A 20628-nucleotide genomic window follows, 5' to 3' on the forward strand; every position below is an offset into this window, starting at 1 on the left:
TGTTTTGCATTACATCCAGAAGAAGTAGTAGAGCAGCCCGACGATCAGGATAATGCCGGCAGCGCCAATATTAAATGGCGTTACGGTATGGAAGAGTGACGGGTCGGTGTTGAAGGATTTCGGATCGGCAGTTTCCATCTTAACATTGGTATAAAGAATGGTGCCCAGCATAAGAAAAAGTGCTGCCATCATGAAGATCGATTCGATTCCCATGTGGGCGTAGCTGCTGTATAGCCCAAACCCTAATGCGGCACAAACTATCCCGAGAATGATAAAGAAATAGCTGGATGCGATCGTTTTGGCAGCCTGCTTTCCGGCTTTATGGTCTGGATTGACAAATTTCTTTTTCTCGGCAAAGCTGATGAGTGATGCGATAAAGCAAAGGATGATAAATACATATCCCATTCTCAATAAGAATGGCATTTCAGGATAAAACACCTTAAAGATGATACCTGCTGGGATCGTCGCAATGGCGGTCCAAAGTGCAGCACTTGCTGTGGCCTGTCGCCAGATGAGTCCCATGCCAAATACGACTACGACACCCGGGTAAATGTATCCTGTGTACTCTTGGATGTATTGGAAAACCTGATCTAAGGAGGCCAGCTGTGGAGCCACTAACATGGCAATGGCCAAGGCTACCACGGCCACGATTCTACCTGTTTTCACCAATTGACGGTTATTGGCATCCGGCTTAAAGTATACCTTATAGATGTCCATGGTGAAGATAGTAGAGGTACTATTGATCATGGAGGCCAGGGACGAAACGATGGCTGCTGCCAATGCTGCAAAAGCCAGTCCCCTGATGCCGTTAGGGATGAAGTTTCTCAAAAGCCAAGGATAAGCTTCATCGGATTTTTGGATGGTGCCGATCTGCTCGACAGGCATATTGAGAATGGCTGAGAGTTGCTCAGGGCTATAATCATTTATCAACACATAAGCGGCAATACCGGGAATCACTACGATGATCGGCATCAGGAGCTTAAGATAACCGGCAAAGAGAAGGCCTTTTTTGGCTTCTTCAATACTTTTTGCGGCAAGACCTTTTTGGATAATGTACTGGTTAAAACCCCAGTAGCCCAAATTGGTCAACCACATCCCCCCCAAGATGACGGCAAGTCCAGGCAGGTCCTGGAAAGCATCCCTGGTGCCTCCGACGCCATCGGGCACCATGACCCTCCCTTGCGGCATGATCATGACAAAGTGGTCTTTTGCTTCGTTGTAAAGATTACTCATGCCGGCAATGGCTCCTTCACCCATTCCTACTGCTTCCAGTGCAAGGAACGTGGTGATCAATCCACCGGCGACCAGGATAATGACCTGTACCACATCTGTCCAGGCTACGGCCTCCAGGCCACCATAAATGGAATAAATCCCCGAGAAAATCAACAGGCCAATAATGCCGTATTGAAGGGGGATGCCCATGATCTTATCCAGTGCCAGTGCACCGAGGTAACTTACAGAGGTAAGGTTTACAAAAACGTATACCAGCAGCCAAAACACGGCAAAGGCAGTGCTTACCCCTTTGTTAAATCGTTCGCTAAGGAACTGTGGCATGGTATATACACCGTGCTTCAGAAAAATAGGAAGGAAGTACTTTGCTACTACGATAAGGGCTATCGCAGCGATCCACTCATAGGCGGATATTCCCAGTCCAATGGCGAAACCGGATCCAGATGTGCCTATAAAGTGTTCTGCCGAAATATTGGCGGCGATGAGCGAGGCACCGACAGCCCACCAAGTAAGTGATTTATCTGCCAGGAAATATTCCTGGGCTGTTTTTTCCAAGCCTTTCTTTGACCTGGAAACCCATAGCCCGACCGATACGATGGCCAACGCGTAAATGACGAAAATGACATAATCCAATGTCGAAAAACCTGCAGTCATAATTTGATATTGAGGGTTTATGTTGACTTTACTGCTTGGGCAGTATTCGCATAAATTGATTTAAGTGTCATATTTACACCTAAAAAATCAGAAAAAAAAATAATGAGTAAAAAATTACTCATTAGCGGTGGGGATTTCATTCCTGGGAATAAAATTCAACACCGTTTGAAACTGATTTTTATATTTGCTTTCATCGATGCTGTAATAGAAGGCCCCTTTTTTAGAACTGGTCTTGTCCTTGTCATTTTCCTTGATCAGCATATTGGTAGAAAGCACCTTTCTGGTGAAATTCCGTTTATCGATTTTGGTTTCATAAAGGCTTTCGTACATGGCCTGAAGATGAGGTAGGGTGAATTTTTTTGGCAAGAGCTCAAAAAGAATGGGGTGGAGGGCTGCTTTGTATCGCAGCCGGCTTTTGGCCATTTCCACCATTTCCTCATGATCAAATATCAGGTGCGGAAGCTCATTCATGGAAAACCAATGGGCATGAAATTTATCACTGATCTGTTGTTCGTATTTGTGGATGTCGATAAGGGCCACATAGGCTACAGCGATGGTGCGCTCCACAGGATCCCTGTCCGGCCTGCTAAAGGTATGCATCTGCTCCATATATACATCTTCCAATCCTGTAAGCTTCTTCAAAATCCTATTGGCAGCTTGGTCAAGGGATTCGTCAAACTGAAGGAACCCTCCCATTAAGCTCCACTTTTCCTTTTCAGGAGCAAAGCCACGCTGGATAAGCAAAAGTTTATAATCTGAGCCATCAAAGCCAAAAATGATACAGTCGATGGCGGTCAGGATTCTGGTCTGATTGGAATATTTGATCATGTTTTACAATTAGTAACAGGTCTGTTTGGGAATAAAAAGCTAATAAGTATGCTTTTTACCATGATTTTAATTGGGGCTCGTAAAACTAACTATAATTTTTAGTATTTGCCAAATTTGGGCATTAGTGCCCAGGAGTATCGCTTTTAAAGCGCAGATGCTGTCATTTATCCTAAGTTGCTGAAATTTTCATCTTCATATTAGGAGGGATCTCTTTTCAAATTAGCATAGTGTAAGGGATTCCTCGTTTCTCGGACAATTCGTTTTCATAATATGGACATCTCCTTTTTAACGAATGGAGAATCTAAAACCAGTTTCCCCGTATTAGTGTTCATCATTGACTTCTATCCAGTAGCCATTCGGGTCTTGGATATAGATTTGGCGAATGCCATCGGGGCGGATGTTTACCTTGTTCTTTTCACCCGGCCAATCTTCGAAGGAAATGTTGTGCTTTTTAAGTTTTTCGATAAATCCGTCCAAATCTTCCATGCTAAAACACAGGTGGTTGATTTTATTGATGGTGGGCTCCTCCCACGGTTGTTGCTCGATAAGGTGAAGCTGGCTATCGCCAATGTTATACCACACGTGCAACCCGTCCTTAAAAGGTTCTTCAATTTCCTGGAGTGCTAAAAAGTCTCCATAAAATTCAGCACTTGCTTTTAGATCTTGGACATAAACGGCAATGTGGTTCAATTTTGTTTGACTATAGGTACTCATGCTAATGCAGAATAATAATATGGTAAGTAAGGTGAATGTTTTTTTCATGCTATTTTGGGGATAGTATGGGCTAAAAATAAGAAAAAGCGGGGACATGCCCCGCTTTTTGGTTTATTCTGTTGTCACGGCTTCTTTTGAAAAAGCCAGCTGCTCGGCTTCCTCAAAGAGCTTGATGCCTTGCTGATAGATTTCATTGACATCATTGATCACTTTGTAGAATGCATTGTCATCGAAAATATTACGCCCCATATGTGCTTTTAGGAGTGTCTGGAGGTAAGACTTGGATTTTTCGTAATCCTTTTCGTCAAATTTCACCTTGTTTTTTTCTCCAATGGCAATTAATTTTTTTAATGCCTTGTCAGAAAATTCGAAATCATTGTAATAGGTTTCAAAGTTCATGTTTTCGAATTTGCCTTTATTATCTTCCAAATAGTCCATGATAAATTCCCTGTGCGAATCTGAACTGAACAACCTGCCAACATAACTGCTGCTCATGGTGGTGTCCATTGGGACAAAATAGTCCGGCATAATACCGCCGCCGCCATACACAGTTCTTCCTTTCACGGTTTGGTATTTAAGTGAATCATTGAAATGGACGCTGTCGGCACTGAAAAACTCTCCGTGCTCATACCTGTTGATCCAGTCCATGTTGTATTCGTTGGGATCATCTCCGTAGGGTTTTTGGATAGAACGGCCAGACGGCGTGTAATATCTGGCGATGGTCAATCGCAGCTCGGCACCATCTGAAAGATCGATTGGCATTTGTACCAAGCCTTTTCCAAATGACCTTCTGCCGACGATCAGTGCGCGGTCATTGTCCTGGAGGGCTCCTGCTACAATTTCCGAAGCCGAAGCACTACCTTCGTTGATCAGCACCACAACAGAGCCGTCTTCAAATTCGCCTGGACGCATGGCGAATGCCTTTTGATTATAACGGCTAACTTTTCCTTTTTGGGAAACGATCATGGCATTGTCCGTAAGGATCTCGTCGGCGATGTTAATAGCAGCTCCCATATATCCTCCTGGGTTACCTTGGAGGTCAAGGACTAGCTTGCTCATTCCTTCAGCTTTCAGCGTTTCGATCGCTTCTTTAAATTCATCATAGGTAGTGGCTGCGAAACGGGTGATCTTGATGTAGCCTGTGTCATCACTGATCATATAGGAAGCGTTGATGCTGTGTTGTGGGATTTTATCCCTAGTGATAGCATAATCGATCAGCTCTTTATGGTTCTTCCTTTTGATGCCGACATTGACCACAGAACCTTTTGGCCCTCTGAGCAAGTCAAAGACATCCCGGTTGGTCACACCGGTGCCTGCTACGGTTTCGCCATCTACTGTGATGATTTGATCGCCTGATTGGATGCCCAGTTTTTCGGAAGGCCCTCCTGTTAGGGGTGCTACCACGTAGATGGTATCTCTAAGAATACCAAATTCTACACCTATGCCATCAAACTCTCCATCCAGTTGGCTTTGGGCCAGTTGGGCATCTTCTGCAGGGATATAGCTGGAATGGGGATCAAGTTCTTCCAGCATCTTTTCGATGCCATGTTCTACCAGTTTGGTGGTATTGACTGTGTCCACATAGTCTCTATCGATATAGGTGATGATTTCCTGTAATTTATAGAGAGCTGCTTTCAGATCATTCTGGTCTGTTTTCGGCTCCGCAAAAGTGGCTCCGATCCAGATGCCTGCAGAAATAGCCAAGGCCAGGATGATAGGCAGCCTGATTTGCGATTTGGTGTTTTTTGATGGTTTCACATCAGGTTGTGAAGTGTTTTTTTCTTCGCTCACGATATCCTCTTTTATGATTTTTAGAAAAGGTTCAGTCTACGACTGATTTTCAAATATACAATTTAACATGATTTTCCACTATTTCGTTTTAATAAACGGAAGAAAATCAATTTAGGTAAGCTCAATTCCTTTTTTTAGCTGAAAAAATTTTACTTTTGTTCTTACATGTCAGGTGAATCTAACATACAGAAACGATCAATTGAGGAATTAGTTAAGGAAAACTATGTCTTTGCTGGTGTTTTGCATTATTTTGGTATCAGTTTTTACAAGTATGAATGCCAGTCCCTTGAGGAAGTTTGCCGTAAGTTCAGGGTAAATCCACAGCAGCTCATCAGTGAGCTCGAGGTATGGGCTTGGAGAAAGGAGCCCAGTCATGAAGAACTTTACTTGCGGCCGATTGAAGTACTGGTGGAATACCTGAAAAATAAACACCACTTTTTTCTCAGACACCAATTGCCGTTCCTGTCCAATATTATTTCAGGAGTGAAATTACCTCCGGAATATGTAGGTCTATTGGCAGATTTGCGTTTGATGTTTCCTCTTTTTGTGGATGATTTTATCCATCACATCCATGAGGAGGAGAGCACTGTTTTTAACTCGATCAAGGTCTTACAAGAAATTGAAAACGGCCATTACCGGTTAGAAGAAGCGGTGAAAATCCTTAGCAGACCATCCATTCAGGGAATGGCCCATGAGCACGAGGCACATGATGATGAGATGGAAGGTATCCGTAAGCTTACCAATGGATATAAGCTAGAGGATGGAGCGCCGACTGCCATTAAAGTTTTGTACCACGAAATGCAATGTTTCGAGAAGGAATTAATCATCCATGCCAGAATCGAGAATGACCTGCTTTTCCCCAAGGCGGTAGAGCTGGAAAAGGAAGTCAAACGCAAAATTATCAAGACCATAAAACTGAATTAAATGGGTAGGGTATTAGCGATTGACTTGGGAACAAAAAGGACCGGTTTAGCAGTTACAGATTTACTGAAGATTACGGCCAATCCGCTGGAGACGATCCGTACGGTGGATTTGGACAAGTACCTGAAGGATTATGTACAAAAGGAAGAGGTAGAGGCCATCGTAGTGGGGTTTCCAAAATCCATGGATGGCAGTGATACCAACATGACCCAGCCCACAATTCGGCTCAAGGACCGATTGGCCAAAACATACCCTGAACTAGAAATAGTGTTGGTGGATGAGCGGTTTACCTCCAAAATGGCTATGCAGAGTATGATCGCCATGGGCAGTAAAAAGAAAGACAGAAGAGAAAAGGCTGGCAACCTGGATAAGATTAGTGCTGCCATTATACTACAAACTTATTTAGACCAACTATGATATATCCGATTATAGCATACGGAAATCCCATACTAAAGAAAGAAGCAGAGGAGATCAACGAAGGAGAAGACATCAATGAACTTATTTCGGATATGTTCGATACGATGGACAATGCGAATGGTGTTGGATTGGCAGCACCCCAAATCAACAAGGGTATCCGCTTGTTTGTGATCGATAGCGCTCTAATGCTGGATGAAGACAGTGATGAAAAAGGCTTCCGTAAGGTATTTATCAACCCTATTATATTGGATGAGTATGGTGATGATTATAGCTTTGAGGAAGGCTGCTTGAGCATCCCTGATGTAAGGGCAGAGATTACCCGTCCGGAGACCTTGACCATTGAGTATTTTGATGAAAACTGGAACCTGAAGGAGGAGGAGTTTTCGGGAATGACCGCCCGTGTCATACAGCATGAGTACGATCACCTTGAAGGAATTCTCTTCGTGGATTATATCAAAGGCCTCAAAAAAAGATTGGTAAAAAGCAAGCTGATAGATGTGAGCAAAGGCAAGGTGCCTACTGAATATAGCATGATTTATCCAACGAGATAGCATAAAGAACCGCAAAAAAAGTAGGTCTTAGATATGCTTTTTTTGTATCTAGTGGTTATGGAAAACCTAAACGTAGCACTTATCCAAACAGACCTGTACTGGCAGGACCGGGAAGCCAACTTGGCGATGTTGGAGGAGAAAATTTGGCCGCTTCAGGGAAAGGTAGACCTGATTGTTTTACCAGAAATGTTTCCGACTGGATTTTCCATGGAAGCTGAAAAGCTGGCGGAGCCAATGAACTTTACTACTACCAAATGGCTACAGCAGATGGCCTCCCAAACCAAGGCAGTGGTGACAGGCAGTGTGATCATCAAGGAAGGAAGGGATTTTTATAATCGTTTGCTCTGGGTACGCCCTGATGGTGAAGTGCTCTGTTATGACAAGCGGCACCTGTTTAGGATGGCCGACGAGGATCATCATTATAGCATGGGGAAAAACCGAGAAATATTTTCCCTTAAAGGCTGGAAGATCCTTCCCCAGGTATGCTATGATCTTAGGTTCCCCGTTTGGTCCAGAAACACCTCAGACAAAAATGGCCAGATGGAATATGACATGGCTTTTTATATTGCTTCTTGGCCGGCGGCAAGAGTTAGTGCTTGGGACGTTTTGCTCAAGGCAAGGGCAGTGGAAAACCTCTGCTATACCATGGGAGTCAACAGGGTAGGGGAAGACGGTAACGGGGTTGCTTATTCTGGGCATTCCGGTCTATATGATTTTAAAGGCGGTTCGATTGCATTCTCCAGTGAAATAGAAGAAGTGCTTTTGGTGACATTGGATGCCGAAGCACTGGTGCATTACCGAGAGAAATTCCCCGCTTGGATGGATGCCGATCAGTTTGAGATTAAGCAGCAAAATTGATTTTGACCCGGATGTGTCTTTTTTTAAAGTTGAAAGTTGTTGTACCTACGGCACAAGGGAGTCACATTATGACGGGGGCGGTTACCAAGCTTACCCACCTACGGAGGGCCATGCCTTAGGCATGATTGGTATTGGCGGCTAACATGGAAATCTCCCATGAGCCACGCTATGGGCATGCACCAATGAAGATAAGGAGACCAAAGCTGGGATACTGGTAGAATTAATTTTTTCCGGATACCCAAGGAAGAAACCAATTACTCTACGATCAATTTTTTTGTGGTGTCTTTGCCCGTGTTTGAGGTGAACTGAACATAGTACATTCCACTGGCCAATGTCCTCATGTCCATTTCGGCACGTACATTTGCTTCTATATTGAATTCTTCCACCAGAATCTGCCCCAGGGAATTGAAGATCCTGGCTTTTCCGGACTCGTTACTGACCAGATAGACAGGGCCATTGCTGGGGTTAGGGTAAAGATTGACCTGAAGCTGGCCATCTACAGGAGGGTCAATACCATTGGAAATATCCTCCAGAAACTGCAGTCCTCCGCCATTGTTCCCCAGTATCAAATGGGTTTTGCCGCCAAACGCCTCTGGTACCGTGGCGATCCATGTGTTGCGTCCCAGTCGAGTGGCTGTCATGTTTCCATTTGGCAAGGTCAAGAGTTCTGTCTGGGGGCTATTGGAATGGATGAAATCCGGGAGGTAGCTGAGAATGCCTCGCTGGTCTACGGTATATAGGCCAAGACTGCCATTTGCAGCGACGGATTTCACTGCTAAATTTCGGCGGGAAGGATTATCCGAAAAGCCTAAATATTCCTCATTTAACAACTCAAAAGTGGGCACTTCTTCAAAATTTACCCTGTAGCGGAGCAATTCGCCTGTTTGGCGTGCCAGCAGCATAAAGTCTTCACTATTGTATTGGTAAAAATCAAAAGAGTCATTTGGCCGAAGGGTGATATTGGGGATACTAATGGATGTCAATTCATCTGCAGCAGTCCCGCTTCTCCCCAAAAGCAGGTTTCTGTTCAGCACAAAGTCCACGATATTCACTCCGGAGACAAGAACATAGGCTTGTTGGCTGCTGGAGGTATATTCGATGTATTGCAGGTCTGTCAGTCCAAGCGTAGAAAGATCAAGGTAGTCCGTGGTGCTGAGGCTCATGGATTCACTGTTCCAAGCGTAGTGAAAAGCTTGTCCTACCGGCTGCCCATCTTGGATTGTATTTGCCGTGACAATGAGTTGGCCAGCGGAATTGTTACCTTTAAAAAAAGGTCTGGTGTTTTCTCCCAGATCGACCATGTCTTCCTGTAAAAAGGCTGATGTATGGAGCGGGGGAGTACTGTTTTCCGAGAGTTGGTAGATACTTTGTGAAAAGTCAATTCCCGCCGTAAGAGTAGTCTGTGAACTGTTTAAGGAAATCAAGAGATGGTCAGAGAGGAATTGTCCGACTTGAAAGACAGGGAATTCAGGAAGGTTACCAAACCCCGGTAAAGAGGTGCTAAAACTGGTGAATAGTGGCTCGGTATTACTGCCTTGATTAGGGAGGTAATAAAGTGTACTGCACTCATCCTGTCCCATTACAAGGTCTAGAATACCATCATCGTTAAAATCCTTTAGCAGGATGCTATGGCCTCCGGAATGTTGGATGGCGTTGTTTTCTTGGTTTGGGGGGAGTTTTCTGGAGATCGGGTTGCCATCGCAGGTTCGCCCAAAGGAAAAATTTCCACATCCACAGAATTCGAAATTTCCCCAGCGAACCTTCGCATTGGCATAACCATCGATGCCTGCCACACCGTTTCGCTCTATGCTGGTGTTTTGATAATACTCTAGGTAGTCACCTGCTGCGAAATTGAAGGTCACCACATCCAAATCCCCATCTCCATCCACGTCTTGAATGGCGGGGACATCAAGGTTATTGGCCTGGAAGTTGGAGCCGTTTTCCAATTTCAGGAAATTTTCTGCAACTTCCCATGTGGGAAAGGATTGGCCTTGGGAAGTGGTGTTTCGATAGGCTTTTATTCCGAAGGCCGTGCTAGTGAAAAGATCCTTTTTGCCATCACCATCAAAATCTGCCAATACCAAAAAACCACTCACGTCTTCTGGAAAAAAATGGTGCATGTAAGGCAAATGGGTGTAACCTTCTTCATGTTGTTCGAATACCTTGATATTTCGGGAATTGATGTCCCAAATGATCAGTTCTTCATCGCCATTGCCATTGATGTCCATGGATTGGATCTGTGCAGCATTGATGCCTCCGGCAAAGCCCATGGGCAGGACTTTTCCATTTTGGGTCACTTCTTTTTCTGTAAAGCGGTAGGCTTTTTGTCCCTGGCTGGAAAAAGTAATCAGTAACAGAACAAAAGGTAAAAGGTGTTTCATCAATAAATGAAGGTTATCAATTATGGTAAAGATGGAAAAACTTTAGTTTCGCGTCTAAAATTAAACGAACAATCTTGCATAAAGATGTCATGGAATCGTTTATTTTGGGTAAAAATTGATTGGGGGATCTTTTGGGGAGTTAATGGTAAAGCGTCTGCATATTCCACAAATTCTTATACATTGATCTATTCGAATTATCTGATAAATTAGTTTAGCATACCATAACAAATGTATAGCATAGCATCTTTGTACACCATTTATAAGAAGTCAAGTGGAGTAAGTACTGATACCCGTAAAATAGGAGAAGGCGACCTTTTTTTTGCCTTGAAAGGGCCAAACTTTAATGCCAATTCCTTTGCCGCCAAGGCGCTTGAAATGGGGGCTTCTGCTGTGGTGATCGATGAGGAGGCATTTGAAGTAGAAGGCGATGATCGCTATGTGTTAGTAAAAAATGTGCTGGAAGCCTTACAAAAATTAGCCAATTATCACCGTAAACAACTGGATATTCCTTTTCTGGCCATCACAGGGAGTAATGGTAAAACCACCACCAAGGAATTGGTCAATGCAGTGCTAAGTAAGAAATTCAAGACCTATGCCACGGTGGGCAATCTCAATAACCACATCGGCGTACCATTGACTTTGCTGGCCATGGATGAGCAGACTGAAATGGGAATCGTGGAAATGGGCGCAAATAAAATCGGGGATATCGCCGAACTTTGTGAAATAGCCGAACCTACACACGGACTGATCACGAATATCGGAAGGGCTCATCTGGAAGGCTTCGGAGGTTATGAAGGAGTACTAAGGGCGAAAACGGAGCTGTATCAATATCTGATCAGCCGTAAAGGTAAAATCTTCGTCAACAGTCAAAATCCCGTATTGGCCAATATGATCAAGCGGATGGACGATCCGGTGACGTATCCGGCAAAAGGTGACTTCTTCCACTGTGAACTGCTGGAGGCCAATCCTTTTGTGAATTTCCGAACAGCAGATCGGACGGAATATAAAACCAAAATGTTGGGTGCATACAATTTCGAAAATATAGCCACGGCATTGACGGTAGGGAAGTTTTTTGGGTTGGCCGAAAAGGTGGCCGCGGAAGCAGTGAGCCAATATGTGCCCGGCAATATGCGCTCTCAATTGATCGAAAAGCGCAGTAACCTGATCGTACTGGATGCCTACAATGCCAATCCGAGCAGTATGGAGCAGGCCATCCGGACTTTTGGCAGGATGACTGGAAAGCCCCACAAAATGGTCATCCTCGGTGACATGTACGAATTGGGCGATAATGCGGCCGAGGAGCACAAGAAGCTTGGGGAATGGGTCAGTGAATACGATATTGAGAAAGTGTGCTTTACCGGGGAGCTGACTCAAAATGCGCTTCTCAAAGCTCCTAGAGCCCTGTATTTTCCCGATCCCTTCAGTCTGCGTAATTGGCTGGCCGATTCCCAATTGGAAGACCATCTGATCCTGATCAAGGGGAGCAGGGGAATGAAGCTGGAAGGCTTGGTGGAGTTTATTTAGGTGGAGTGAAGGTTTTAAATGTTGGAATGTTTTGAAAAGAGCGTCATTGCGAACGTAGTGAAGCAATCGCGTCATTATGTTAGGAAGTACAAGATGAATATAACCGGAATGACCTTAAGTCTTGAGATCCCGGAGGTTTTGGATTTAATTAATGTATATTACTGGCATCCGAGAAAACAATCGTCAAATTGAAAAAAAATCAACTGTTTTTACCCCTAAGTCCCCTTTAGAGGATTTAGGGGTTATTTTAGGGATTGGAATAAAAAACCTCAAATTTCTATTTAAAGACAGTTCTTGATCATATTTGAAATTTAGTCTGACGCAAGTAAATTTATATGATCATGACTGATAAGAAGGACCCCGAATATGGAGTGGATTCAAGATATAGATCAAGCAGAGATCGTAAAAAAGGTGCTTAAGCACTGTTGAAGGTACGGTTAAATCGCATGAAGAAAGTTTCTGTTGCCCAGATCAAACGTGCCAAGTTGATTCAGCTGAAATTGAAAATACAAGATTTCCTTTCTAAATGCCACCTTGACAAGCAAAATTGTTTCTCAGCGTTTTTGGAAATATATTTAGATGCGGTTTATGACAAAAGACTCAGTTTTGCAAAGGATATGAATGTTTCTCCTGTGATCCTAAGGCAGATTACCCACCATCACAGAGAGCCAAATGAAGCGTTTATCTGAAAATTGCTGGTCCACTCTGGACAGCTTTATAAGGAGGTAAGTGAACTTCCCCAGGAATTATGGTATCAGGTCTATTTCCATGAAAAGATTTGTGCAGCTATGACCAAAGAAGACGAGTGGAGGCCTGAACTGGAAGGATATGTTCATGGAAGTACAGCGGTAATGAAATGACATAAGACCTGACGGAATTTGCATGGTTAACGTTCAAAAAATTGAATCGATATCAGATTTTAACCCCAAGAGGGTGAAAAAATATTTCTTTTTGTGGTGCAGCGAAGGGGAAGTATCCATTTCAGTAGATCATAAAGAGCTTGTGCTCAGGAAGAATCAAGTTCTTACCATCACCTCGGGACAATACCACTGTTTCAGAAGGATCGGCGAAGCAAAAGGTTATATGCTTGATTTTACGCTTGATTACATTTGCAAGACCGAGAAAGATATTGAGCTGATCTTTCAGAACAGTCTTTTCTGCCATTTTGATTATAATGAGTTGATCTCTATCAACAACCCTTCGGAAATTGAGCAAGAACTTCGTAAAATCGAAGTTGAACTCAAAGAGCAACCTTTTCAATATCTCGAATCTGTTCATTCCCGTATTGAATTGTTGTTGTTTGAAGTAAATCGATCGAAAATGGCCAACGGAGGGGAGATTTGGAAACCGGAAGCACTTTTTCTGAGGTTTCTGGAGGTTGTGCGAAATAACTTTGAGCAAAATTTTACGCTAAAAGAAATAGCCCTTCGGTTGCAGACTACCGAAAGGAAATTAAATGAACTGGCCAAACTGCACGCAGGAAAAACGGCCCAAAATGTCATTTACGGATTGGTGATTTCCGAAGCTAAACGCATCCTTCAATATCAGGATAAAAGCATCAAGGAAGTGGCCTTTATGCTGGGATTTCAGGATCAGTACTATTTTTCCAAATTTTTCAAACACCACACCGAAATGTCACCTTCTGAGTTTCAGAGCAAATTTAAGAACTGAAATCTACATCAAAACCTCAGGATTTTCCATTTTTTAGACGCTCGCTGAGCCTCATCTTTGTTATATCCAAACCTTAACAATAAACAGATTATTAATCCATAAACTTAGGGAAAATGAATATCAAAGATTACATCACAAGCAGCGAAAACCTGGAATGGAAACCATTAATCGAGCATGGAGTACATTACCAAGGGGTATCAGTTAAATCACTGTATTTTGATCGTGCCACCAACCGCTCAAAAGCGATCTTGTTAAAATTCGAGAAAGGTGCTTCTTACCCCTATCACAGTCATCCTGCCGGAGAGGAGATCTTGGTGCTGCAGGGCAGTTGTGAGATTTACGGGGAGACCTTGGGCCGGGGAGATTATTTATACACACCACCGAAGGGAGAACATGGTGTAAACTCCAAAAGTGGGTGCGTGCTTTTTTTGTCTGTGCCTGAAGAAATCGTTTTGCTTTCAGAAGATAATCACTAAGAAAAACTGATCGATCTGGATTAGCCAAGTAGTGGCTGTCTCATAAGTCGGAATTGATCAATCCATGTCAAGAATAGCAGGTACATTGTCGGATTAACCTTCGAAAAATTTAGGAGAGCCCATAAAACTGTTGATGCAGTTATTAGAAATTTTGAAATTATTGGTGAAGCTGCAAAGAATGTTTCCGAGGAAATCAAAGGCAAATATCCAGGTGTCCCTTGGCACGAAATGTATTTACTTAGAAACAAGGTTTCACATGAGTATTTTGGAATAGACTATGAGATTATTTGGCACATTGCTATCCATTCTCTTCCAGAAAACAAAGCTCAAATTGAAAAGATATTAAGCGAAGAAAATGATTAGGTTTGTTGTGTTAATTTAATCTGAGTTCGGGGGGAAACAGACTATTTGACGACGATTTTGTCCCCGATACATCGGGAAGGAGTCTATTAAGTGAACGTAAAAAGATTCTTCGCTTTACTCAGAATGACAAGCGTTTTCGTTTTTCTGTCATTGATACCCCGAACTGATGTTAATTTAAACACTATTTTACGCCCAAAAACGCCAACTGTTCACCAGCCATGAAATCACCGTCCCTTTGGGGAAGAAGCAGAAATCCATCCGTCTTTGTCAGACTGAACAAATCACCGGAGCCGTTGTGGCTGAAGGGGATTGCCTTGCCCGTTTCAGGATCCAGCTGTACCGAGACAAACCGGGAGAGGCTTGGGTTGCCAGGGATATCATTACCCAGTTCTTTTATTTCCAATATCAATGGAGTTCCCAATGAGGCATGTAGCCATTGTTGGAAATAAAAAAGGTGGTTGACATAAGTAGAAACCGGATTGCCGGGATAGGCAAAGACTTTAGTGTCTTTTTCTGGGTGATGCCCAAACCAAAAAGGCTTTCCCGGACGCTGGGCGACGCGATGAAAGAGTTTGTGTACTCCTAACTCGTCCAGTACATCCGGAATATGGTCAAATTTTCCTTTGGAAACTCCTCCACTCAAAAGCAATACATCAAAATCGTTGATCAAGGTGGTGAGCTTTTTCCTTAAGGCTTCTTTATTGTCGTTGATGTGATGCATTTTAGCCTGGATGCCTTCCATGGCCAGACTGGACCAAAGTGTGTAAATATTCGATTTTCGGATCTGGTGGGGCAGGGGCGTTTGGTCCACTTCCACGAGTTCGTCGCCAGTGGAAATAATGGCCACAGAAGGAAGTTTTGAAACGGACACATTTGCTTTTCCTACAGTAGCCAGTATGCCGATGTCGGCAGCGGTGATCAATTTTCCTTTCGAAATAATTTTTTGCCCTTTTTTGGAATCGCTACCACGGTAGTGAATGAAGCGTTTGGCAGCTTTCCCTAACCGGGGATGGGCATTTCCATCCTTGATTTCTATTTCTTCATATGGAATGATCGTGTCCGCACCAACAGGAAGAATCGCTCCAGTCATTACTTCCAGGCAATGTTTCGGAGTTTGCAGGGTCATCCGGGGAGTTCCAGCTGCCTGGATCCCCTGGATGGGATAGGAGGGCTTGAAGGAATTGTCTATATCTCCCAGCTGAATGGCGATGCCATCCATCATTATACGGTCAAAAGGAGGGGCATCTCGGTCAGTAAAAATATCTTCTGCCAAAAACCGACCGGTTGCCTCGGAAAGCTTTATTTCTTCTGTGCCGTAGGATTGCCGTTGGCTGAGGACTGACTTTAGTGCTTCGGTGATGGTGATCATGGGATAAATTTGGTGTTTTGGATGAAATGGGCTTGCAAATCTCCGCTTCCTTTATTTTTGGTCTGGAATGCAAATCCAGACTAACTTTACGAGACTATTATTATTCCTAGAGTGTGTGCCTAAGGAGGTTATTCCCAGCCTTCAGCTTCTAAAGCATTCATGCCTCCTTCTAAGTTGTAAATGATTTGTTCAGGGTGCAGTGATTGGAGCAATTGAGCGGCTTGAAGACTTCTCATGCCGGATTGACAGATCAAAATAACGGGCGCCTTTTCGTTGATTTCTTGGTGCCTTTCTGTTAGCTGGGCCAATGGGATGTTCAGTGCATTTTCAAGGTGGCCACTATCAAATTCCCCTTCATTCCTCACGTCGATGACTTGTGACTGCCTGTCCGTTTCCCGTTTTGTCCAAAACTCCTCGCAGGTTAAGCTGGTAACAGCTGTATCGGTGCTGCACATGGGCTGACCATAGCTGCTGTTGAGTGTTGTGATGGATTGGTTTTCGGGAACCGTGGACAACCCGACTTTAAGGTGAGTTTGGGCCAAGGTATCTATGATCAGTAATTTACCGCTCAGCGGTTCTCCGATTCCAGTCAAAACCTTGACGGCTTCCAATGCCTGGTAGGTGCCAATAAGGGCAGGAAGGATGCCCAGAACACCATTTTCATCACAATTCAAAACGGCCGAAGTATCTCCTGCCTCCGGAAACAAACAACGATAAGTCGGGCCATTTTGATAATTCATGACACTTACCTGGCCTTCAAAATCGTGTAGGGCACCATAAATGAATGGTTTGTCTAGGATGACACAGGCGTCGTTTACTAAATAGCGCGTGCCAAAATTGTCTGACGCATCTACGATCAAATCATAGTCAGCCAATTCCTGCAAAGCATTTTCGGGTGTCAAAAATTCACGGATATTGATAAAGCGTGTAGATGGATTCTGTCTCCGTAAGTGCTGTATAAGCACATCGGTTTTGTGTTTGCCCACATCATCAGGGGTGAACAGTGTTTGCCGTGCCAGGTTACTTTCGGCCACAGTGTCTTGATCCATGATGGCTAGCGTTCCCACGCCGACCCCGTTGAGGTATTGGGCCACGGGAGTTCCCAGTCCGCCTGCACCGATGATCAGCACACTGGATGCGGCGAGTTTTTCTTGGGATTTCTTTCCAAAACTTTTTAGCCGGATTTGCTTCTGATAGCGTATTTCGTTCATTAATTTTCTCCTATTCGTGATTTGGCCATTTCATAATCCTCCGGGAAATTGGCATTGAACAGTTCCAGGTCATTTTCAGGATAAATTAGGTGTACGTCTGAATTCATGAGGAATTTTCTGGGGCAGCTTTTTCCTGACTCATTCATAAACTTCTTGGCTTCGATCAGGCCTTTTGGTTCCCAGATGCCGATAAGTGGTTCAGGGAGTTTTGACTCGTGAGTGGCATAGACTGTGGCATTTTTTTGAGGCTGTCGTTGTCTTACCAGTGCCCTGAGGCTTTCTTCATGGATATGGGGAAGGTCCACTGCGACCACTAGCCATGCTTTATTTGGATGTTGGTGGTGAGCGGATAAAATCCCGTTGAGTGGGCCTTTAAATTGGTCTTCATCTACGATGTGATTTAGCCCTGAATTGATGATGTTCTCCTGGTCAGCCCTACAACTGATAAAAGTTTTTGGGCACAATTCCCTTAGGGTATGGTAAAGATAGGACCGGTGATTGGTGTGATAATATTGAAGCTCTCCCTTGTCCTGTCCCATTCGGCTGCTTTTGCCGCCTGCCAAAACAAGTCCGTACAAGTTATCTGTTGAATGCATTTTTTCCTCCTTCTTTGGCCATTAATTTGGTTTCCGTAATACTGATGTCGTGGGTAAGTGCCTTGCACATATCATATATGGTAAGTGCCGCCACGCTGGCAGCGGTCAGGGCCTCCATTTCCACGCCGGTTTTTCCTTCACATTTTACCGTGGCCGTGATCTCCAGTTGCTTATTACCCGGGGTAATGTCCAGCTGGATTTTGTTCAAGGCCAATGGATGGCAAAGTGGAATCAAGTCCGAAGTTTTCTTGGCGGCCATGGTGCCGGCGATGATGGCTGTTTGTATGATACTGCCCTTTTTGCCCAGAAAGTTATCTTTGGAGAGGCGATCAAATACCGCTTCTGGAAAAACAACGATCGATTGGGCAGTGGCCGTTCGTTTGGTGACGGATTTTTCGGAAACATCTACCATTTTGGCATTTCCATCACTGTCGACATGGGAGAGTTTTGAGTCTTTCATCCTCCGATTAGTGTCATTGATTTTTTTGTTTCGGATTGGTTTTCGGCCTCAAATCCGTCTTTAAACCGCGCTTGCATGGCAGTATAAATGCTAAACTTCAGGCCATTTATATGATCGCTTTCGCGTATAAGTGCTCTCAGGTCAATGGTCTCGGTGGCATAGAGGCATGTTTGCATTTCACCTTTGGCCGTAACCCTTACCCGGTTACAAGTGCCACAGAATGTTCTGGAGTAAGAGGGGATTACACCAAATGTCCCTTTGCTGCCCTTAAGCTGATAGTTTAGGGAAGTGGAGCTTGGAGGAGCGGGAAGCTTTTGGATTGGCCCAAAATGAGCCTTGATATGTTCCAGGATCGCTATATAATCCCACTTTAGGGAAGTAGGGCCGCTGGATTGACCATTAAAGGGCATTTCTTCCAGAAAACGAACGGAAAGGGAGTGATGTTGTACGTATTTTACAAAAGGAATGATGTCTTCGGTATTTTTACCGTCCATGACCACACAGTTGAGTTTTACATCAAAGCCCTCATCGATCATTTGCTGGACATTGGCCATGACAATATCATATTGGTCTCTTCGGGTAATCTCATTAAAACGAGCTTTGTCAAGGCTGTCAAAACTGATGTTGATTTTGGTTATGCCAAGGTTTTTGAGACGAGGGATGTGGGGGCCGATCAAGGTGGCATTGGTGGTAATGGAAATTTCCTGAAGCCCATCTAGCATGGCCAGCTTATCCAAAAAATCCATCAGCCCTTTACGGACAAATGGCTCACCGCCCGTGATACGGATTTTATCCACGCCCATTTCCACAAAGGACTGCGATAGCAGCAGCAGCTCTTCCCAACTGAGCAGTTCATTTTTATGAGCAAATTGCACGCCTTCTTCTGGCATGCAGTACTGACAGCGTAAGTTACAATTGTCTGTGACGGCTAGCCTCAGGTAGTTGATTTTTCTTCCGTGATTGTCAGTAAGCATATGGGATGATTTAGGGATGTGCATTGATCCAGGAGCTGTGGTCCTGGTAAGTTTCTTTTTTCCAGATGGGAACGACCTCTTTTAGCCGGTCTATCAGATGTCTGGAAGCTGAAAAGGCCGCATCGCGATGGGCTGATGAGGTGCCGATAAACACCACGGGGTCAGTGATCTTTTTTTCGCCAATGGCGTGGATTATGACTACTTTGTGGAGGGGCCATTTTTGACCAGCTTCCTGAGCCAGTTCTTCCATTTTCAATAACGCCATTTTTTCATAAGCTTCAAAAAAAAGATGGCTCACGTCCTTCTGGTTGTTCAAGTCCCGTACCGTGCCAATGAACGTGCAGATGCCACCACTTTTCGGATGTACCAAGTGCTGATATGCTTCGTTGATGTTGATGTCTGTTTCTATTGAGATGAGCCTTTCCATAGTTGACTTTTATCCTCCGCTTACTGGTGGTATCAACGCAACTTCGTCGTGTTTGTTTACCATTGTTTCTTCACTGGCATAAAATAGGTTCACTGATATTGCCAGCGAAGGGAGGTTGACCAGGTCTGGGTATTTTTGGAAAAGTAGGGATTTGAGGTCCTTTACTTTTACAAATGTTTCTTCCACTGGAAAATCGATCATGGCAGATCCTGTGATGTCCTTTGCTGCGCCGAATGTGTGAATTTTCATGTGCTTTATTGGTTTTGCCTCAATCAGATGGTGATTTGGATGTTAATACACGGACAGAATTCATAATACTTGCCGCCAATGTTACCTGCAAGGTACGAAAGAAAACTAGAAATACGTAATTTTACGTAGTTATAATTTTTTTAAGCAAAGCTTTAAGCAAGTTGCGAATTTAGGAAAAGAAGCAGGAAGCATTACAAAGGGTTTGCTTCCACTCTTAATTGGAGCAGGCGGCTAGGTTCTTTATTGGCTTTAGAAGGCAGCCTCCTTGTGCTTAGATGTTTCCAATATGCTGTTTTAGCCCAGGCTCGTCTTCCAGTTTTTTGAGAAGCTCTACCACGTTATTTACTTTCAGCTTTTTCATGATGTTGAAGCGATGGGTTTCGATGGTACGGATGCTTTTGCCTAGCTGCTCGGCAATTTCTTTATTACTGGTACCATCGGAGATCATTTTTAAGATCTGCTTTTCCCGTTTGGTGATGTCATAATCATTGGCGGGAGTGATACTTTTACTGGTTTTGTTATCCCTTACATTTAAGTAGCTTTTCACCAATACTTGACTAATATCACCACTAAAGTACTGCCCACCTTGGTGTATTGTTCGGATTGCTTTCATAAATTCGTCTTTGCTGGTGTCTTTCAGCAAATAGCCAGCGGCACCGCATTCGATGGATTGGAGGATGTAATCTTCATCGTCATGCATAGAAAGAATGAGGGATTTGGTGGCTTGCTGAGCGCTGGTCAACTTTCTGGTCGCGTCCAGCCCATTCATGACCGGCATGCGAATATCGATGATCAAGATGTCAGGTTTTGCTTCCTTTACTTTTTCCAGTGCCTCTTCTCCGTTGGAAGCTTCGCCAATCACTTCTACTTCACCTTCGTTTTCCAGGAGATTTTTGATGCCACTTCTTACCACCATATGGTCATCAGCCAATACTACTTTAATCTTTTCCATTCTACGTATGT

At 43.9% G+C, this 20628-nt stretch carries 22 protein-coding genes; 9 read left to right on the forward strand and 13 right to left on the reverse strand.

Annotation, left to right across the window (positions count from 1 at the left end; genetic code table 11):
- Window positions 1-9: 9 nt before the first annotated feature.
- From FKX85_RS09145 to FKX85_RS09160, 4 genes are all read right to left on the reverse strand, one after another.
- Window positions 10-1884 carry a sodium/sugar symporter gene (locus FKX85_RS09145; RefSeq protein WP_141614434.1) on the reverse strand — a complete coding sequence of 625 codons (1875 nt, stop codon included), beginning with the start codon at window positions 1882-1884 and terminating at the stop codon, window positions 10-12.
- A gap of 114 nt (window positions 1885-1998) precedes the next feature.
- Window positions 1999-2712, reverse strand: coding sequence for an NUDIX hydrolase (locus FKX85_RS09150; RefSeq protein WP_141614435.1), 714 nt, complete (start codon window positions 2710-2712; stop codon window positions 1999-2001).
- Window positions 2713-3033: 321 nt separating this feature from the next.
- Window positions 3034-3474 carry a VOC family protein gene (locus tag FKX85_RS09155; protein ID WP_141614436.1) on the reverse strand — a complete coding sequence of 147 codons (441 nt, stop codon included), beginning with the start codon at window positions 3472-3474 and terminating at the stop codon, window positions 3034-3036.
- A gap of 63 nt (window positions 3475-3537) precedes the next feature.
- Window positions 3538-5217, reverse strand: a complete 1680-nt coding sequence (locus FKX85_RS09160) for a S41 family peptidase (RefSeq protein ID WP_394345002.1) — start codon at window positions 5215-5217, stop codon at window positions 3538-3540.
- A gap of 165 nt (window positions 5218-5382) precedes the next feature.
- On the opposite strand from FKX85_RS09160, the gene FKX85_RS09165 reads away from it, so the two are divergent.
- The 4 genes from FKX85_RS09165 to FKX85_RS09180 are packed head-to-tail and all read left to right on the forward strand — an operon-like array spanning window position 5383 to window position 7964.
- On the forward strand, window positions 5383-6141 hold the full coding sequence (locus tag FKX85_RS09165; RefSeq protein ID WP_141614437.1) for a hemerythrin domain-containing protein: 759 nt from the start codon (window positions 5383-5385) through the stop codon (window positions 6139-6141).
- Window positions 6142-6555, forward strand: coding sequence for a Holliday junction resolvase RuvX (gene ruvX / locus FKX85_RS09170; protein WP_141614438.1), 414 nt, complete (start codon window positions 6142-6144; stop codon window positions 6553-6555).
- Window positions 6552-7106: a peptide deformylase gene (gene def / locus FKX85_RS09175; RefSeq protein ID WP_141614439.1), complete on the forward strand. Its 555-nt coding sequence runs from the start codon at window positions 6552-6554 to the stop codon at window positions 7104-7106. Before ruvX ends, def begins: the two co-directional genes overlap by 4 nt.
- Window positions 7107-7163: 57 nt before the next feature.
- Entirely contained in the window at window positions 7164-7964 is an 801-nt protein-coding gene (locus FKX85_RS09180; RefSeq protein ID WP_141614440.1) for an amidohydrolase, read from the forward strand.
- 254 nt (window positions 7965-8218) lie between these two features.
- On the opposite strand, the gene FKX85_RS09185 is transcribed toward FKX85_RS09180, so the two are convergent.
- The gene (locus FKX85_RS09185) at window positions 8219-10345 is read right to left on the reverse strand and encodes a T9SS type A sorting domain-containing protein (protein WP_141614441.1); all 2127 of its coding nucleotides are present in this window, start codon (window positions 10343-10345) and stop codon (window positions 8219-8221) included.
- 228 nt (window positions 10346-10573) lie between these two features.
- On the opposite strand from FKX85_RS09185, the gene FKX85_RS09190 reads away from it, so the two are divergent.
- The 5 genes from FKX85_RS09190 to FKX85_RS21900 all read left to right on the forward strand — a co-directional run bounded on the left by FKX85_RS09190 (window position 10574) and on the right by FKX85_RS21900 (window position 14379).
- Window positions 10574-11869, forward strand: a complete 1296-nt coding sequence (locus FKX85_RS09190) for a UDP-N-acetylmuramoyl-tripeptide--D-alanyl-D-alanine ligase (RefSeq protein WP_141614442.1) — start codon at window positions 10574-10576, stop codon at window positions 11867-11869.
- A 446-nt stretch (window positions 11870-12315) separates the two neighbouring features.
- On the forward strand, window positions 12316-12558 hold the full coding sequence (locus FKX85_RS09195) for a hypothetical protein (protein WP_141614443.1): 243 nt from the start codon (window positions 12316-12318) through the stop codon (window positions 12556-12558).
- 244 nt (window positions 12559-12802) lie between these two features.
- Window positions 12803-13540: a helix-turn-helix domain-containing protein gene (locus FKX85_RS09200; RefSeq protein ID WP_229239811.1), complete on the forward strand. Its 738-nt coding sequence runs from the start codon at window positions 12803-12805 to the stop codon at window positions 13538-13540.
- 113 nt (window positions 13541-13653) lie between these two features.
- A complete protein-coding gene (locus FKX85_RS09205) occupies window positions 13654-14016 on the forward strand; it encodes a cupin domain-containing protein (RefSeq protein ID WP_141614445.1) in 363 nt (120 codons plus the stop codon).
- An 84-nt stretch (window positions 14017-14100) separates the two neighbouring features.
- Entirely contained in the window at window positions 14101-14379 is a 279-nt protein-coding gene (locus FKX85_RS21900) for a HepT-like ribonuclease domain-containing protein (protein WP_394345013.1), read from the forward strand.
- A gap of 181 nt (window positions 14380-14560) precedes the next feature.
- Here the strand turns inward: FKX85_RS21900 and FKX85_RS09215 are convergent, their stop codons facing one another.
- The 8 genes from FKX85_RS09215 to FKX85_RS09250 all read right to left on the reverse strand — a co-directional run bounded on the left by FKX85_RS09215 (window position 14561) and on the right by FKX85_RS09250 (window position 20617).
- Entirely contained in the window at window positions 14561-15748 is a 1188-nt protein-coding gene (locus FKX85_RS09215) for a molybdopterin molybdotransferase MoeA (protein ID WP_141614446.1), read from the reverse strand.
- Window positions 15749-15876: 128 nt separating this feature from the next.
- On the reverse strand, window positions 15877-16959 hold the full coding sequence (locus FKX85_RS09220; RefSeq protein ID WP_141614447.1) for a HesA/MoeB/ThiF family protein: 1083 nt from the start codon (window positions 16957-16959) through the stop codon (window positions 15877-15879).
- Window positions 16959-17555: an NTP transferase domain-containing protein gene (locus FKX85_RS09225; protein WP_141614448.1), complete on the reverse strand. Its 597-nt coding sequence runs from the start codon at window positions 17553-17555 to the stop codon at window positions 16959-16961. Before FKX85_RS09225 ends, FKX85_RS09220 begins: the two co-directional genes overlap by 1 nt.
- Window positions 17539-18015 (reverse strand): cyclic pyranopterin monophosphate synthase MoaC, encoded by a 477-nt coding sequence (gene moaC / locus FKX85_RS09230; RefSeq protein WP_141614449.1) that lies wholly within the window; start codon window positions 18013-18015, stop codon window positions 17539-17541. Before moaC ends, FKX85_RS09225 begins: the two co-directional genes overlap by 17 nt.
- Window positions 18012-18989 (reverse strand): GTP 3',8-cyclase MoaA, encoded by a 978-nt coding sequence (gene moaA, locus FKX85_RS09235; protein ID WP_141614450.1) that lies wholly within the window; start codon window positions 18987-18989, stop codon window positions 18012-18014. The genes moaC and moaA overlap by 4 nt, the downstream gene beginning before the upstream one ends.
- Before the next feature lie 10 nt (window positions 18990-18999).
- Window positions 19000-19416 (reverse strand): molybdenum cofactor biosynthesis protein MoaE, encoded by a 417-nt coding sequence (locus tag FKX85_RS09240; RefSeq protein ID WP_141614451.1) that lies wholly within the window; start codon window positions 19414-19416, stop codon window positions 19000-19002.
- Between the two features lie 9 nt (window positions 19417-19425).
- Window positions 19426-19665 carry a MoaD/ThiS family protein gene (locus FKX85_RS09245; protein ID WP_141614452.1) on the reverse strand — a complete coding sequence of 80 codons (240 nt, stop codon included), beginning with the start codon at window positions 19663-19665 and terminating at the stop codon, window positions 19426-19428.
- A 271-nt stretch (window positions 19666-19936) separates the two neighbouring features.
- Entirely contained in the window at window positions 19937-20617 is a 681-nt protein-coding gene (locus FKX85_RS09250) for a response regulator transcription factor (RefSeq protein WP_141614453.1), read from the reverse strand.
- Window positions 20618-20628: the final 11 nt, after the last annotated feature.

The sequence above is a fragment of the Echinicola soli genome, assembly GCF_006575665.1.
GTDB classification, from domain to species: Bacteria; Bacteroidota; Bacteroidia; order Cytophagales; family Cyclobacteriaceae; genus Echinicola; species Echinicola soli.